Source organism: Streptomyces sp. NPDC046887 (assembly GCF_040644755.1).
GTDB lineage: Bacteria > Actinomycetota > Actinomycetes > Streptomycetales > Streptomycetaceae > Streptomyces > Streptomyces lichenis.
Genome location: NZ_JBEYXH010000003.1, coordinates 50353 through 65991, shown reverse-complemented (window position 1 = coordinate 65991; position 15639 = coordinate 50353). Strand labels below are relative to the sequence as shown.

The window sequence follows — 15639 nt, the reverse complement described above, 5'->3', positions numbered from 1 at the left end:
GCTGCGAGGAGCGATGTTTCACGTGAAACATCACCCCGGGGACGAGCGCCTCGGCCCGCCCGAACCGGCCCGCAGCCGGGCTGCGACGTATCAGGGACTCAGCCGCGCCCGGTGCTCTTGCGGAACCGCCGTACCGCCATGAAGGCGAAGGCCGCGAACCAGGCGGCGGTGTTGACGGCCGCCATCGCCAGGCTGGAGTGCTCACCGCTGAAGGAGTAGCCGTCGGTGAGGCTGTAGCGGGCGAGCGTGGAGACGCCGAACATCGGCGAGTAGCGGGAGATCTCCAGCATGGTGCCGGACAGCGGGATGAAGAGGTTGCCGAGGAACGCCAGCGCCGTCATGGTCAGCCCCGGCATGTGCATCACGGTCTCGGGCTTGAGGGCCAGCCCCAGGAAGATGCCGAGCGCGGCGAAGACGGCGGCACCGAGCCACGCCACCAGCAGCGAGCTCACCCACACCGCGGCGGTGGCCCGCACCCCGGTGAACGCGCCGAGCACTCCGACGATGGCCACCGGCACGGCCGCCATCACCACGGAGGACAGCACCTTGACGAAGAGGTAGCCGGGCGGCGAGAGCGGACTGAGCGCCATGGTGCGCATCCAGCCGGACGCCTTCTCCACCGAGATGGTGGCCGAGGAGCTGACCGCCGCGGTCGCCGCCCCGTACACCGCGATACCGGTCATCATCCAGGCCGCGAAGTTGCCGTGTGGCAGGGTGGCGTCGTCGGGCGCGGTGCGGAACAGCGCCAGATACAGCACGGCCGGCAGCAGCAGCGTGAAGATCGTGGTCTGCCGGTTGAAGCGGCGCCGCAGCTCGTAGCCGATGAACACCGGGTTCACCCCGCCCAGCGGCGAGGTCCGGGCGGTGCGGGCGGCGGAGATGGCGGCGCTCATCGGACGCCCTCCCCGAGGGTGCGGCCGCTGGCAGTGATGGTCATGAAAGCCTCTTCCAGACTGCGCGGCGTGACCTCGATCTCCGTGCCCAGGCGCCGCTCGACCAGCAGGCGCAGCAGCGCGTCGGAGTCGGGGGTGTCGAAGTGGTACCGGCCGCCGCGCAGGGCGCAGGAGCGCACCAGCGGGGACCGGGTGAGCTCGGCGGCGTCCTCCTCGCGGACCAGCGCCGAGACGGTGCGCCCGCTCAGCGCGGACCGCACCTCGGAGACCGACCCGTCGGCCACCACCCGGCCGCGGTCGATCATCACCACCCGGTCCGCGAACCGGTCCGCCTCCTCCATGTAGTGGGTGGCGAACATGACCGTCATCCCACGCTCGGCGTCCTCCCGGACCGCGGCCCAGAACTCCCGGCGGGCCACCACGTCCATCCCGGCCGTCGGCTCGTCCAGGACCAGCAGCTCGGGCCCGGAGAGCAGGGCGAGGGCGAACCGCAACCGCTGCTGCTCACCGCCCGAGCACTCCGCGACCCGGCGCCCCCGCAGCCGGTCCAGCCCGGCCCGGGCCAGCACCGCGTCCGCGTCGGACCCCGGGTGCAGCGAGCCGAGCATCCGCACGGTGGCCTCGACGGTCAGATCGGGCAGCAGCCCGCCGCTCTGCAGCACCGCGGCGACCCGCCCCGAGCGCACCGCCCGCTCCGGCTCGCCCCCGAACAGCTCCACCGAGCCCTCGTCAGGCCGGGTCAGCCCCAGCAGCATGTCGATGGTGGTCGTCTTACCGGCGCCGTTCGGCCCGAGGAACGCCAGCACCTCGCCCCGCCGGATGCGCAGATCGATGCCGTCGACAGCGCTGAAACGCTGCCCCTTGGCATCGGTGAACCGCTTCACGACCGAGCTGAGCCGGACGGCATCCGAGGACGTCACCTCCTCGGACACCGGACGCGGTCGGGATGTGATCATTTTCGGGTCCTCACCATCTCAACGGGGGTGCCTGGCCCGACCCACACTCCCCGCCCCGGCTATCCGCCCCGTCCCGACCGGCTATCCGCCCGCTATCCGGCCCGCGGCCCCCGACGCCCCGCGATGGCCCCCCATGCGAAAAGCCCCTCCGACCGCGTTCCCACGGTACGAAGGGGCTTTCCGAACTGAAGCCGAGCGGATCCGAGCGATCCAAGTGATCCAAGTGATCCAGTGGAGCCTAGGGGAGTCGAACCCCTGACATCTGCCATGCAAAGACAGCGCTCTACCAACTGAGCTAAGGCCCCGTGACGGGTGGCCGCCGCCAGGCCCATGATCGCGCCTGACTGCCGCCGGGGACCAGAGTACCGGGTCCCCGGGGGTGTGCGGCAAAAGGTTTGGGACTCCCGGTAAGCGACCGCTCTCCGTAGGATGCTGGCCAGGTTCGCAGCAGCGAACCGCAGCGATGGGGAGACGCAATGGACGCAGTACAGCAGGAAGCGACCGCGAGAGCCAGAGAGCTCCAGCGCAGCTGGTACGGGGAGCCCCTGGGAGCGCTCTTCCGCCGGCTGATCGACGACCTCGGCCTCAACCAGGCCCGGCTCGCCGCGGTGCTCGGGCTGTCGGCCCCCATGCTCTCCCAGCTGATGAGCGGTCAGCGCGCCAAGATCGGCAACCCGGCCGTCGTCCAGCGGGTGCAGGCCCTCCAGGAGCTGGCCGGCCAGGTCGCGGACGGCAGCGCCAGCGCCGCAGAGGCGACGGCCCGGATGGACGAGATCAAGAAGTCCCAGGGCGGCTCGGTGCTCACCGCCACCGGCCAGTCCTCCTCCGGTACGGGCGCACCGACCGTGCGCCGGGTCGTCCGCGAGATCCAGTCGCTGCTGCGTTCCGTCGCCGCCGCCGGGGACATCATCGACGCGGCCGACTCGCTCGCCCCCGCCCACCCGGAACTCGCCGAGTTCCTGCGGGTGTACGGGGCCGGGCGGACCGCCGACGCGGTGGCGCACTACGAGTCGCACCAGCACTGACGTCGACGGGCCGGACCCGAGGGGGCGGGTCCGGGCGCCGGGAGCCTTGGAGCGGGGCGGGGGCCGGAAGGTGGGGGCATGGGTGAGGTGTTCGCCGGGCGGTACGAGCTCGTCGACCCGATCGGGCGCGGCGGCGCCGGGGCGGTGTGGCGGGCCTGGGACCACCGGCGGCGGCGGTACGTGGCCGCCAAGGTGCTCCGGCAGAGCGACGCGTACGCCCTGCTGCGCTTCGTCCGCGAGCAGGCGGTGCGCATCGACCATCCGCATGTCCTCGCCCCGGCCAGCTGGGCGGCCGACGACGACAAGGTGCTGTTCACCATGGACCTGGTGCGCGGCGGCTCGCTGGCGCACGTCATCGGCGACTACGGGCCGCTGCCGCCGCGACTGGTCTGCGTGCTGCTCGACCAGCTCCTCGCCGGGCTCGCCGCGGTACACGCCGAGGGCCTGGTCCACCGGGACGTCAAGCCGGCCAACCTGCTGCTGGAGGCGACCGGCACGGGCCGCCCGCACCTGCGGCTGACCGACTTCGGCATCGCCATGCGCAAGGGCGAGCCCCGCCTGACCGAGACCGACCATGTGGTGGGGACGCCCGGCTTCTTCGCCCCCGAGCAGTTGGACGGAGCCGAGCCCGACTTCCCCGCCGACCTGTACGCGGCCGGACTGGTCGGGCTCTATCTGCTGCTGGGCCGCCAACCCGACGGGCAGGCGCTGGCGGGGCACTTCGCCGCCCAGGACACCGCGACCGCCCCGGCGGGCGTCCCCGAGCCGCTCTGGCAGGTGCTCCGTCACCTCCTGCACACCGATCCGCAGGCACGTTTCCGCACCGCCACCGCCGCCCGGAAGGCGCTGGCCTCCGCCGCCGAGCTGCTGCCCGGCCCGCCGTCGGGGGAGGAGGACGAACCCGTCGAGATCTTCGACCAGATCGGCCCGCTACCCCCGGGCTTCGGCCCGAACGGCCCGCAGGAACGACGGTACGGACTCACCCCGCCCGAGACGCCGTACGAGACCCCGCCCGAGAGGCCGTACGAGACCCCGCCCGAGACGCCGTACAAGGCGCCCCCGACCCCCTACCCACCCCGTCCCGCCGGCCGGCACCGCCGCGTTCCCGAGCCCGAGCCCGAGCTTCCGGAGGGCGCCCCGGTCCCCTACGCGCCCACCTCCGCCCTGACGCCCGGCGGCACCGCCTCCCCATCCGCCCCCGCCCCCGCACCGCACCCGTCCCCGCCCCGCCTCGCCGCGCCCCTCCCCCCGGCCCCGGACGTCCCGCCACCGCGCCGAGGAACCGGCACCACCCTCCCGTACACCGCTCCCCGGCCCACCCCGCCTACCGCCCCTCCCCGCCCCGGGCCCTCCCCCAGGACCGCCCTGGCTCTCGTGCTGCTGGCCCTGGTCTGCTTCGCCATCGGCTTCTGGGCCCTCGCCCAGGGGTGAGGCCTTGTCGTCAGGGCGCGCCGCGGGCCCGTCGGCGGGCGACCAGCGTCCAACCCGCCAGCCCCACCAGCAGGGCCGTCCCGGTGCCGAACGCGGCGGTGGCGAGCAGCCGCATCCCGCCCCGGCCACCGGCCGAGGACGCCGTGGCGGCGGTGGGCGGGGCGGCGGCCACCCGGTCGGCGTCCGTGACCGTGAAGACCCCCGGCGGCCCCTCGTACCCCGGTCCGGGCCGCGCGGCGCCGGTGACCCGCACGGAGAGACGGAGCCCGTACGGTCCCGTACCGGCCGTCTCCGGCCGCGCGCTGACCACCAGGTAGTACCAGCCCGCGAACCGCACGTCGTCCGGTCTGGCCCGCCCGTCCGGCGGCTCGCCCCCGTACCGGTTCTCGTACCGCACCGGTGGCAGCACCGGCAGCTCGGCCGCCATCGGCCGCCCCGGGGAGGCGGCCACCGTCTCCGCGGCCGCGACCGGGCCCTGCACCGGGTTGTGGAGCGTCACCGCCAACGCGCCCCCGGTGACCCGGGCGGAGACCCGCTGCCCCCAGTCGACCGGCACCCGGTAGAAGCGGGACTGCCCCGGCTCGATCCGGTCGTCCCACTCCCCGGACGCCAGCGCGGCCGCCTCCGAGAACCCACCGCCCCCGGCCCGTACCCCCGGCTCTCCGCCCACCGGCCCGACGCCCGAGCCCCCGTCACCCGCGGTCCCACCAGCACGCGCTGAGGGCCCGTCACCAGGCACCGGCGGCGCCCCGCCACGGAGCGCGGGCTCCCGCTCATAGCGAAGCTCCAACTGCCAGTCCCCCGCCGCCGGATCCCCACCACCCCCACCGCCGAGGCGCTCCACCACCGCGAGATAGGTCCCCGCCCGGCGGCAGGCCGACGCCCCCTCGGTGACCGTGCGGCCGGCGGAGGCGGCGAGCGGGCGGGGGAACGCCGCGGTGGCGAACCGCGCCTCCCGGGAGCCGCAGACCCGCCCGCCCGGATCGCGGATCGAGACGGCCACCCCCTCGGCGATACCGACCCGGGCGGTCGGCGGGGGAACGGCGACCGCCGAGACATACGCGCCCGAGCGGTCGTCCAGGTCCAGCCGGTAGACCCGCGTCCCGCCGGCGGGCACCGCGTCCCGGTACACCCCGCCCGCGGCGAGCGTCGGCGCCTGGGTCGGGGTCGGCGCACCGCGCACCGCCACGGCACCCTTCGCGAACCGGTACGCATACGGCTCACCGCCCGCACGGGCGCCACCGCCCCCGGCACCGGTCGCCGCCCCGGCCACCGCGCCGCCCCCCGGCCAGGCGTTCACCGCCACCAGCGCCACCAGCACCGCCCCCACCCGCAGGCCCCGTGCCCGTACGCCCGGTATCCGTCCGCCCCTCACCGCGCCCCCTCGTCACCGCGAGCCGACACACCGGTTCGCGTATGCACGCCAAAGCTTCGCCAAGGCAAATCCTCGATACGGAACGTCACTCCGGAGCCACTGTACGCAGTAGCCCGCCCGACGTCCGCGCCCCGTCCCCCCGGACAGCGAGAAGCCCCGGTCGCGCTCGGCGACCGGGGCTCGTCTGCTGTATGTGTGCGTCGACTCAGACGCCCGTACCTGCGGGCACGGAGTCGGTCGCCTCCGTCCACAGGTCCTGCTCGGCGCGATCCGCCTGGATCTGGCGGTACACGAAGAGCCCTGCGATGGCGGCCAGTGCGACCAGGAGAAGCTTCTTCACCGCGCGACCTCGTCTTTCCTTGACATAGAAGACCCTTTCGCCGCCCGACTATACACACCGGCCGATACCAATCGGTGATCTAGGTGGCGGCCGGAAAAGCCGAAGACCTCCCACCGTGATCGGGGGAGGTCTTCCGTACTGTGGGGCTAACAGGATTTGAACCTGTGGCCTCATCCTTATCAGGGATGCGCTCTAACCAACTGAGCTATAGCCCCTCCGCGCTGCGCGCTGACCTCTGAAGATTAGCGCACCGAGCCGGGAGTTCCCAAATCGCAGGCCGGGGGCGGTGGACCCGCCCCGCGGCACCGCGGGTGGTGCGGGCCGCGGCCCGCACCACCCCACCACCGACCGGCTACGCGTCCGCTACTCGTCCTCGGCGAGGGTCAGCTCCACCCCGCCCACGAAGCCGGCGGACAGGTTGTAGATGAAGGCGCCGAGCGTGGCCAGCGCGGTGGCCAGGACGACGTCGATCACCGCGATCACCGAGGTGAAGATCAGTACGCGCGGCAGCGACAGGAAGGCCTGGAGGTCGAAGCCGTTGCTCTCGTTGGAGCCGGTCGCCTCGCTGATGGTGCCGCCGACGGTCGAGAACACGCCCATCGCGTCCATGACCATCCAGAGCACCGCCGCCGCCACCACCGTGCAGATGCCGAGCGCGATGGAGAGCAGGAAGCTCACCTTCATCACCGACCACGGGTCCGCCTTGGCCACCCGGAGGCGGGCCTTGCGGGTACGGGGCGTGGTCTTGGCCCCCGTACGCGGCCGGCGGACCCCGGCCCCGTCCGGCGTACCGGAACTGCTGCCGCCGCCCTTGCCGGCCTTGGCCTGGCCGCCGCCCTGGGCGGCGTAGGCCTGCGGGGGGTGGTACGGCTGCGCCGACTTCTTCCCCGAGGCGGGGCGGTCGGCCGGAAGGGGGCCGTCGTCGTACGTGGTCACCGCTGCTCCCTGGGAGTCCGCGGCGGAGCCACGGGACCCGCCCGATCCCGTAGTGGCCGACCCGGCGCCCGTGGCTCCGCTCACGATCTACTCCTCGTGCTCCCCGGCCGGGGACTCCGTGTCCTCGGCCGCTGCTTCCGCGGCACCGCTCGGTGCGGCTGCCTCGGTGTCGGCGTCCTCGCCGGCGCTGCCTGCCGGTTCGGTCGCCCCGGTCCCACCGGACGCGTCCGCCCCGGTGTTCCGGTCGGTACCGGTGGTGCCATCGGTACCGTTGGTCAAGTCGGTTCCGGGGGCCCCTTCGGTTCCCTCGGCCCCGTCCATTTCCGCCGTCCCGTCGACCTCTTCGGCCTCGCGGCCGGCCTCGGCGTTGCGGGCGATGCCTACGACGGCGTCGCGCTTGCCCAGGTTGATCAGTTGGACGCCCATGGTGTCACGGCCCGTCTCCCTGACTCCGCTGACTCGCGTACGGATCACACCACCGGACAGCGTGATGGCGAGGATCTCGTCGGTCTCCTCGACCACCAGCGCGCCGACCAGCGAACCGCGGTCCTCCACGATCTTCGCAGCCTTGATCCCGAGGCCGCCACGCCCCTGGACGCGGTACTCGTCGACGGGGGTGCGCTTGGCGTACCCGCCGTCGGTGGCGGTGAAGACGAACGTACCGGGCCGGACGACATTCATCGAGAGCAGTTCGTCTCCCTCGCGGAAGCTCATGCCCTTGACGCCCGAGGTGGCGCGGCCCATCGGACGCAGCGCGTCGTCCGTCGCGGTGAACCTGATCGACTGGGCCTTCCTGCTGATGAGCAGCAGGTCGTCCTCGGCCGAGACCAGCTCGGCGCCGATCAGCTCGTCATCGCGGCCGTCCTCCATCTCGCGGAGGTTGATGGCGATCACACCGCCGGAGCGGGCCGAATCGTAATCCTTCAGCGAGGTCTTCTTGACCAGTCCGGCCTTGGTGGCGAGCACCAGGTAGGGCACGGCGTCGTAGTCGCGGATGGCCAGGATCTCGGCGATCTGCTCGTCCGGCTGGAAGGCCAGCAGGTTGGCGACGTGCTGCCCGCGGGCCTCCCGGCCGGCGTCCGGGAGCTCATAGGCCTTGGCCCGGTAGACCCGGCCCTTGTTGGTGAAGAACAGCAGCCAGTGGTGGGTGGTGGAGACGAAGAAGTGGTCGACGATGTCGTCCTCGCGCAGCTTCGTCCCGCGCACGCCCTTGCCGCCGCGCTTCTGGGCGCGGTAGTCGAAGGTCTTGGTCCGCTTGACGTAGCCGCCGCGGGTGACCGTGACGACGATGTCCTCCTCGGCGATCAGGTCCTCGATGGACATGTCACCCTCGAAGGGCACCAGCTTGGAGCGCCGGTCGTCGCCGAACTTCTCGACCAGCGCGGCCAGCTCCTCGCTGACGATCTGGCGCTGGCGGGACTCCGAGGCGAGGATCGCGTTGTACTCGCGGATCCGGGCCTGGAGCTCGTCGTGCTCCTGGATGATCTTCTGGCGCTCCAGGGCGGCGAGCCGGCGGAGCTGCATCTCCAGGATCGCGTTGGCCTGGATCTCGTCGATCTCCAGCAGCTCCATCAGGCCGCCGCGGGCGATCTCGACGGTGTCGCTGCGCCGGATCAGCGCGATGACCTCGTCGATGGCGTCCAGCGCCTTCAGCAGACCGCGCAGAATGTGCGCGCGCTCCTCGGCCTTGCGCAGCCGGAAGCGGGTGCGCCGGACGATGACCTCGATCTGGTGCGTCACCCAGTTGCGGATGAACGCGTCCAGCGAGAGGGTGCGCGGCACCCCGTCGACCAGGGCCAGCATGTTGGCGCCGAAGTTGGTCTGGAGGTCGGTGTGCTTGTAGAGGTTGTTCAGCACCACCTTGGCGACCGCGTCCCGCTTGAGGACGATGACCAGGCGCTGCCCGGTCCGCGAGGAGGTCTCGTCGCGGACGTCGGCGATGCCGCCGACCTTGCCGTCCTTGACCAGGTCGGCGATCTTCTGGGCGAGGTTGTCCGGGTTGACCTGGTAGGGCAGCTCGGTGACCACCAGGCACTGGCGGTTCTGGATCTCCTCGACCTCGACCACGGCGCGCATGGTGATGGAGCCGCGCCCGGTGCGGTACGCCTCCTCGATGCCCTTGCGGCCGACGACCAGGGCGCCGGTGGGGAAGTCGGGGCCCTTGATGCGCTCGATCAGCGCGTCCAGCAGCTCCTCGTGGCTGGCGTCCGGGTGCTCCAGCGCCCACTGGGCGCCGGCCGCGACCTCGCGCAGGTTGTGCGGCGGGATGTTGGTCGCCATGCCGACCGCGATCCCGGCCGAGCCGTTGACCAGGAGGTTCGGGAAGCGGGACGGCAGGACCGTCGGCTCCTGGTTGCGGCCGTCGTAGTTGTCCTGGAAGTCGACGGTCTCCTCGTCGATGTCCCGGAGCATCTCCATGGACAGCGGCGCCATCTTGCACTCGGTGTACCGCATGGCCGCGGCCGGGTCGTTGCCCGGAGAGCCGAAGTTGCCGTTGGAGTCCACCAGCGGCATCCGCATCGACCAGGGCTGGGCGAGCCGGACCAGGGCGTCGTAGATGGAGGTGTCGCCGTGCGGGTGGTAGGTGCCCATCACGTCGCCGACGACGCGGGCGCACTTGTAGAAGCCCTTCTCAGGCCGGTACCCGCCGTCGTACATCGCGTAGAGCACCCGGCGGTGGACGGGCTTGAGGCCGTCCCGGACGTCCGGCAGCGCGCGCGAGACGATGACGGACATCGCGTAGTCGAGGTAGGAGCGCTGCATCTCCGTTTCGAGCCCGACGGGCTCGATCCGCATCTGCGTCTCCTCCTCCACCACGGCCGCCGCCTCGACGGCGGCGGCGGGGGTCGGCTCGGTGGGGTCGGGCGTGTTCTCGTCGGCCATGGCCGGTGATCAGTCCTTTCGTGCGGTACTCAGCCGAGACCGACTCAGATGTCGAGGAAGCGGACGTCCTTGGCGTTGCGCTGGATGAAGGAGCGCCGGGCCTCGACGTCCTCGCCCATCAGCACCGAGAACAGGTCGTCCGCCTGGGCCGCGTCGTCCAGGGTGACCTGGCCGAGCACCCGGTGGTCGACGTCCATGGTGGTGATCCGCAGCTCCTCGGCGTTCATCTCGCCGAGGCCCTTGAAGCGCTGGATGGAGTCCTCGCGGATGCGCTTGCCGTTCTGCTTGCCCAGCTCGACCAGGGCGTCGCGCTCGCGGTCGGAGTACGCATACTCGAAGTCGTCCCGACCCCACTTGATCTTGTACAGCGGCGGGCGGGAGAGGTAGACGTGCCCGGCCTCGACCAGCGGCCGCATGAAGCGGAAGAGGAAGGTCAGCAGCAGGGTGTTGATGTGCTGGCCGTCGACATCGGCGTCCGCCATCAGAATGATCTTGTGGTAGCGGAGCTTCTCGATGTCGAAGTCCTCGTGGACCCCGGTGCCGAAGGCCGAGATCAGCGCCTGGACCTCGGTGTTCTGCAGGATCTTGTCGACCCGGGCCTTCTCGACGTTGAGGATCTTGCCGCGGATGGGCAGGATCGCCTGGTACATCGGGTTGCGGCCGGACTTGGCCGAGCCGCCGGCCGAGTCACCCTCGACGATGAAGATCTCGCACTTGGTCGGGTCGTTGGACTGGCAGTCGCTCAGCTTGCCCGGCAGTGAGGCGGACTCCAGCAGGCCCTTGCGGCGGGTGAGGTCGCGCGCCTTGCGGGCGGCCACGCGCGCGGTGGCGGCCTGGATGGACTTGCGGATGATGTCCGCGGCCTCGTTGGGGTTGCGGTCGAACCAGTCCGTCAGGTGCTCGTGGACCACCTTCTGGACGAAGGTCTTGACCTCGGTGTTGCCCAGCTTGGTCTTGGTCTGGCCCTCGAACTGCGGCTCGCCCAGCTTGACGGAGATGATCGCCGTCAGACCCTCGCGGATGTCGTCGCCGGTGAGGTTGTCGTCCTTCTCCCGCAGCAGCTTGCGGTCCCGGGCGTAGCGGTTGACCAGACCGGTCAGCGCGGCCCGGAAGCCCTCCTCGTGCGTACCGCCCTCATGGGTGTGGATGACGTTGGCGAACGAGTGGACCCCCTCGCTGTACTGCGAGTTCCACTGCATCGCGATCTCCGCCGAGAGCATCCGCTCCTTGTCCTCGGCCTCGATCGAGATGACGGTGGGGTGGATCAGCTCGCCCTTGCGCGAGTTGAGGTACTTCACGAAGTCGACGATGCCGCCCTCGTAGTGGTACGACACCGTGCGGGCCGGCTGCTCCTCGGTCGCCTCGGCGGCGTCCGGGTCGTCGGCGTTCATCGTGGCCTTGGCCGACTCGCGCTCGTCGGTCAGGTTGATGGTGACGCCCTTGTTGAGGAACGCCATCTCCTGGAACCGGCGGGACAGCGTCTCGAAGGAGTACTCGGTCGTCTCGAAGACATCCGGGTCGGCCCAGAAGGTCACCGTGGTGCCGGTGTCCTGGACCGCCTCGTGCTGGGCCAGCGGGGCGGTGGGGACGCCGAGCTTGTACTCCTGGGTCCAGCGGTAGCCGTCGGTCTTGATGTCCACCGCGACCTTGCTGGACAGCGCGTTGACCACGGAGACGCCGACACCGTGCAGACCGCCGGAGACGGAGTACCCGCCGCCGCCGAACTTGCCGCCCGCGTGCAGCACGGTGAGCACGACCTCGACCGCCGGCTTCTTCTCCACCGGGTGGATGCCCACCGGGATGCCTCGGCCGTTGTCGACCACCCGCACGCCGCCGTCGGCCAGGATCGTCACATCGATGGTGTCCGCGTAACCGGCCAGCGCCTCGTCGATGGAGTTGTCCACGACCTCCTGCACCATGTGGTGCAGGCCGCGCTCACCGGTCGAGCCGATGTACATGCCCGGCCGCTTGCGGACCGCGTCCAGCCCTTCGAGGACGGTGATGGCGCTGGCGTCGTAAGACGAGGCCCCCTGCGCAGGGGCCTCGCCGCTCTGACCGGCGGCAGTGGACGGAATGTTCTCGTTGGGGTTGCCGGAATCGGCCACGAAGCGCCCTTTCTGGCACAGCACAAGCCGTCTCTCGGACCATCCGGGAGCGGCTGCGTCGTTCGACATTTCCGCAGGGGCGGGATTACCTACCAGTCTACCGGTAGCACTGACACTCGTGGCCGTTTGCGGGTGCCTGAGTACGCATGTGCCGCCCTGAACCGCCACCGTCCGACTCCCCATATACGGGCCGGGGCTCCAAGAGGCTCACACCGCCACTCAGAGCTTCGGGCCGTCAACCGCTCGCGACGGTCCGACCCCCTCCGTACCGACCGGCGGGTACGGCACCCCCCGAACCCCGCCGCCCGGCCCCGTGGCGGGCGTGCGCGCGGGCCGCCGGGGTATTGGATCTGGTTGGCTCCCGATACAGCCTGTGGGCGATGTTTCACGTGAAACATCGCCCACAGGCTGGGGAGGGGTGGGGGTACGGGGATGGAGCGCCGGTACGCCGCCGGGCGCCGGGACGGGCGAGGGCGCACGTACGAGAGAGGGGTCCCTGTACGAGAAGGAGTCCCCGTACGAGGGAAAGCCCCGGTAGAGAGGCGGTCGCCGTACGAGAAGGGGGAGCCGTACGGGAGGGCGCGGCGGTACGAGAGCAGGTCCCCGTACGAGAAGGGGCAGCCGTACGGGATGGGGGAGCCGTAGGAGGAGGGCGTCCCGTACGAGAAGAGGCGGCCCTGCGGGCAGGGGGCAGCCGTGCGGGCACGGGGCAGCCGTGCGGGCACGGGGCAGCCGTGCGAGGACGAGGTGCCGTCCGCCGTAGGTGCGGCCCTTCACCGCAGATGTCACCGTCCACCGCAGCTGGCGCACCCTCCCGAAGGCGTCGCCCTCAGCCGCAGGTGCGGCCGTCCGCCGCAGCTGGCGCCCTCAACCGTCGGCGTCGCCCTCAGCCGCACCGCCGTCAGCCGCAGCCGGCGCCCTCGTTCTCCGGCGCCGCCCTCAGCCGTAGGTGTCGCCCGGGCCGGTACTGCCGGGGGCGCGCAGAGGGCCGCCGTAGCCCCGCCGGGGGCCGCCGGGGCCGAGCACCTTGATCATCCGTACGGTGCCCTGGCCCAGGTCCTCGTTGAGCCGGGCGACCAACCGGGGCGCCAGCAGCCGCAGCTGGGTGGCCCAGGCCGTGGAGTCGCAGCTCACGGTCAGCACCCGCTGATCGGGCTCCTCGTCGTAGCGCACCGGGACGCAGTGCCGGGCCAGGTCCTCGCCGACGATCTGCGGCCAGCGGCCCATCACCCCGCCGACCGCCGCCGGGGCCTCCCAGCCGCGCTCGGTGATCAGCCGGTTGATCGCGGCGCCCAGCGGCTGCGGATCGCGCCCGTCGGCCCGGGCGCCCGAGCGCAGCCCGCCGCCCCGGCGGGCCTGCTTCCGGTCGCGGGCGGCCGCGCCCCGGGCGCGGGCCTGCTCCCTGGCCGCGCGCAGCGCCACCCGGGCCAGGTCCACCCCGGAGGCGCCGTCCTGCCCGGCCGCGCCCGGCGTCCCCGGCAGGCCCTGGCCGGACCCGGGCAGTCCCTGCCCCGGAGCCGAGGCGCCGGAGGAGCCCAGAGGCTCGGGCAGCGGGGGTGTGGAGGGGGAGTTCACCGCCGCACCACCTCTCCTTCCGCCACGTCGTAGCGCACCCCGGCGAGCACCCCGGGGACGTCGTCGTCCACCGCCGCGGTGACCAGCACCTGCTCACCGGGGGCCACCAGCTCGGCGAGCCGCTCCCGGCGCCGGGTGTCCAGCTCGGCGAAGACGTCGTCCAGCACCAGCACCGGTTCGTTGCCCTCGGAGCGCAGCAGGTCGTAGGAGGCCAGCCGGAGCGCGAGCGCGTACGACCAGGACTCGCCATGGCTGGCGTACCCCTTGGCGGGCAGGTCGCCCAGCCGCAGTTGGAGCTCGTCGCGGTGCGGGCCGACCAGCGTGACCCCGCGCTCGATCTCCTGCTTGCGGGCCTCGGCGAGCGCGGCCATCAGCAGCTCGTACAGCTCCTCGCGGGGGCGCACCGCCAGGGCGGCGCCCCGGTACTCCAGGGCCACCGGGCCGCCGCCGGGAGCGAGCTGGTCGTACGCCTTGGCGGCCAGCGGCTGGAGGGCGGCGACCAGGTCCAGGCGCTGGGCGAGCAGTTCGGCGCCGGCCCGGGCCAGATGCTGGTCCCAGACGTCCAGGGTGGACAGGTCCATGCCCCGGCCCCCGTGCCGGCGGGCCATCGCGGCGGACTTCAGCAGGGTGTTGCGCTGGCGCAGCACCCGCTCGTAGTCCGAGCGCACCCCGGCCATCCGCGGCGAGCGCGCGGTGACCAGCTCGTCCAGGAAGCGGCGCCGCTCACCCGGGTCGCCCTTGACCAGGGCCAGGTCCTCGGGGGCGAAGAGCACGGTGCGCACGATGCCGAGCACATCGCGGGGCCGCACCTGCGAGGAGCGGTTGATCCGGGCCCGGTTGGCGCGGCCCGGGTTGAGTTCCAGCTCGACCAGCTGGGAGCGCTCGCCCTGGGTGACGGCGGCGCGGATGATCGCGCGCTCGGCGCCGGTGCGTACCAGCGGGGCGTCCGAGGAGACCCGGTGGCTCCCCAGGGTGGCGAGATAGCCGACCGCCTCGACCAGGTTGGTCTTGCCCTGGCCGTTGGCGCCGGTGAAGACGCTGACGCCCGGACCGAGAGGGACCTCGGCCCGGGCGTAGGAGCGGAAGTCGGCCAGCGACAGATGCGTGACATGCATGGTGTGGCGCCGACCTTCCCCCGGCGGGGGCCGTACACATCACCGTGCACAGCCTGTGGACTCGCCCGCCGGCTGCCTTCCGCCCGCGGGAACGACTACTTCTTGTCGGCGGCCTCGACCGCGTGGCCGCCGAACTGGTTGCGCAGCGCGGCGATCATCTTCATCTGCGGCGAGTCCTCCTGCCGGGAGGCGAACCGCGCGAACAGCGAGGCGGTGATCGCCGGCAGCGGGACCGCGTTGTCGATGGCGGCCTCGACCGTCCACCGGCCCTCGCCGGAGTCCTGGGCGAAGCCGCGCAGCTGCTCCAGGTGCTCGTCCTCGTCCAGCGCGTTGACCGCGAGGTCGAGCAGCCAGGAGCGGATGACGGTGCCCTCCTGCCAGGAGCGGAAGACCTCGCGCACATCGGTGACGGAGTCGACCTTCTCCAGCAGCTCCCAGCCCTCGGCGTAGGCCTGCATCATGGCGTACTCGATGCCGTTGTGGACCATCTTGGCGAAGTGGCCGGCGCCGACCTTGCCGGCGTGCACGGCGCCGAAGTCGCCCTCGGGCTTGAGCGCGTCGAAGACCGGCTGGACCTTGGCGACGTTCTCCTCGGTGCCGCCGTACATCAGCGCGTAGCCGTTCTCCAGGCCCCAGACACCGCCGGAGACGCCGCAGTCGACGAAGCCGATGTCCTTCAGGCCCAGCTCGACGGCGTGCCTCTCGTCGTCGGTCCAGCGGGAGTTGCCGCCGTCCACCACCACATCGCCGGGGGAGAGCAGCTGGGCGAGCTCGTCGATGGTGGCCTGGGTGGCGGCACCGGCCGGGACCATGACCCACACGACCCGCGGCCCCTTGAGGGCGCCGACCAGCTCCTCAAGGCTGTTGACGTCGGCGAGGTCCGGGTTGCGGTCGTACCCGATGACGGTGTGACCCGCGCGGCGGATGCGCTCGCGCATGTTGCCGCCCATCTTGCCGAGACCGACGAGACCGAGCTCCATCAGAGAATCCTCAATCGTTGTGTGC

Annotated in this window: 11 protein-coding genes, 2 tRNA genes and 1 pseudogene; 2 read left to right on the top strand and 12 right to left on the bottom strand. The window is 72.1% G+C overall.

Annotated features, from left to right (window positions below):
• Positions 1-98: 98 nt before the first annotated feature.
• The 3 genes from ABZ945_RS05025 to ABZ945_RS05015 all read right to left on the bottom strand — a co-directional run bounded on the left by ABZ945_RS05025 (position 99) and on the right by ABZ945_RS05015 (position 2154).
• Entirely contained in the window at positions 99-893 is a 795-nt protein-coding gene (locus tag ABZ945_RS05025) for an ABC transporter permease (RefSeq protein ID WP_361264008.1), read from the bottom strand.
• Positions 890-1849 carry an ABC transporter ATP-binding protein gene (locus tag ABZ945_RS05020; RefSeq protein ID WP_361264004.1) on the bottom strand — a complete coding sequence of 320 codons (960 nt, stop codon included), beginning with the start codon at positions 1847-1849 and terminating at the stop codon, positions 890-892. The genes ABZ945_RS05025 and ABZ945_RS05020 overlap by 4 nt, the downstream gene beginning before the upstream one ends.
• 232 nt (positions 1850-2081) lie before the next feature.
• Positions 2082-2154: transfer RNA gene (locus ABZ945_RS05015), tRNA-Ala, on the bottom strand.
• A gap of 171 nt (positions 2155-2325) precedes the next feature.
• Between ABZ945_RS05015 and ABZ945_RS05010 the strand changes: the two genes are divergently transcribed.
• Both ABZ945_RS05010 and ABZ945_RS05005 read left to right on the top strand, forming a co-directional pair.
• Positions 2326-2874, top strand: a complete 549-nt coding sequence (locus tag ABZ945_RS05010; protein WP_248631464.1) for a DNA-binding protein — start codon at positions 2326-2328, stop codon at positions 2872-2874.
• Positions 2875-2952: 78 nt separating this feature from the next.
• The gene (locus ABZ945_RS05005) at positions 2953-4305 is read left to right on the top strand and encodes a serine/threonine-protein kinase (RefSeq protein ID WP_361264001.1); all 1353 of its coding nucleotides are present in this window, start codon (positions 2953-2955) and stop codon (positions 4303-4305) included.
• A 10-nt stretch (positions 4306-4315) separates the two neighbouring features.
• On the opposite strand, the gene ABZ945_RS05000 is transcribed toward ABZ945_RS05005, so the two are convergent.
• The 9 genes and pseudogenes from ABZ945_RS05000 to gnd all read right to left on the bottom strand — a co-directional run bounded on the left by ABZ945_RS05000 (position 4316) and on the right by gnd (position 15614).
• A complete protein-coding gene (locus ABZ945_RS05000; protein ID WP_361263998.1) occupies positions 4316-5680 on the bottom strand; it encodes a hypothetical protein in 1365 nt (454 codons plus the stop codon).
• 205 nt (positions 5681-5885) lie between these two features.
• Complete coding sequence (locus ABZ945_RS04995; RefSeq protein WP_248631467.1) at positions 5886-6020, bottom strand: DLW-39 family protein; 135 nt, start codon at positions 6018-6020, stop codon at positions 5886-5888.
• 141 nt (positions 6021-6161) lie between these two features.
• Positions 6162-6235, bottom strand: a tRNA-Ile gene (locus tag ABZ945_RS04990).
• Positions 6236-6383: 148 nt separating this feature from the next.
• Positions 6384-6956 (bottom strand): DUF3566 domain-containing protein, encoded by a 573-nt coding sequence (locus ABZ945_RS04985; protein WP_361263994.1) that lies wholly within the window; start codon positions 6954-6956, stop codon positions 6384-6386.
• 303 nt (positions 6957-7259) lie between these two features.
• A pseudogene (gyrA, locus tag ABZ945_RS04980) lies at positions 7260-9752 on the bottom strand (DNA gyrase subunit A); the annotation flags it as partial.
• Between the two features lie 131 nt (positions 9753-9883).
• A complete protein-coding gene (gene gyrB / locus ABZ945_RS04975; protein WP_361263991.1) occupies positions 9884-11968 on the bottom strand; it encodes a DNA topoisomerase (ATP-hydrolyzing) subunit B in 2085 nt (694 codons plus the stop codon).
• A gap of 915 nt (positions 11969-12883) precedes the next feature.
• Positions 12884-13447, bottom strand: coding sequence for a DUF721 domain-containing protein (locus ABZ945_RS04970; protein ID WP_361264641.1), 564 nt, complete (start codon positions 13445-13447; stop codon positions 12884-12886).
• Between the two features lie 68 nt (positions 13448-13515).
• Positions 13516-14634, bottom strand: coding sequence for a DNA replication/repair protein RecF (gene recF, locus ABZ945_RS04965; RefSeq protein WP_361263988.1), 1119 nt, complete (start codon positions 14632-14634; stop codon positions 13516-13518).
• A gap of 95 nt (positions 14635-14729) precedes the next feature.
• Positions 14730-15614, bottom strand: a complete 885-nt coding sequence (gene gnd, locus ABZ945_RS04960; RefSeq protein ID WP_361263985.1) for a phosphogluconate dehydrogenase (NAD(+)-dependent, decarboxylating) — start codon at positions 15612-15614, stop codon at positions 14730-14732.
• Positions 15615-15639 lie beyond the last annotated feature (25 nt).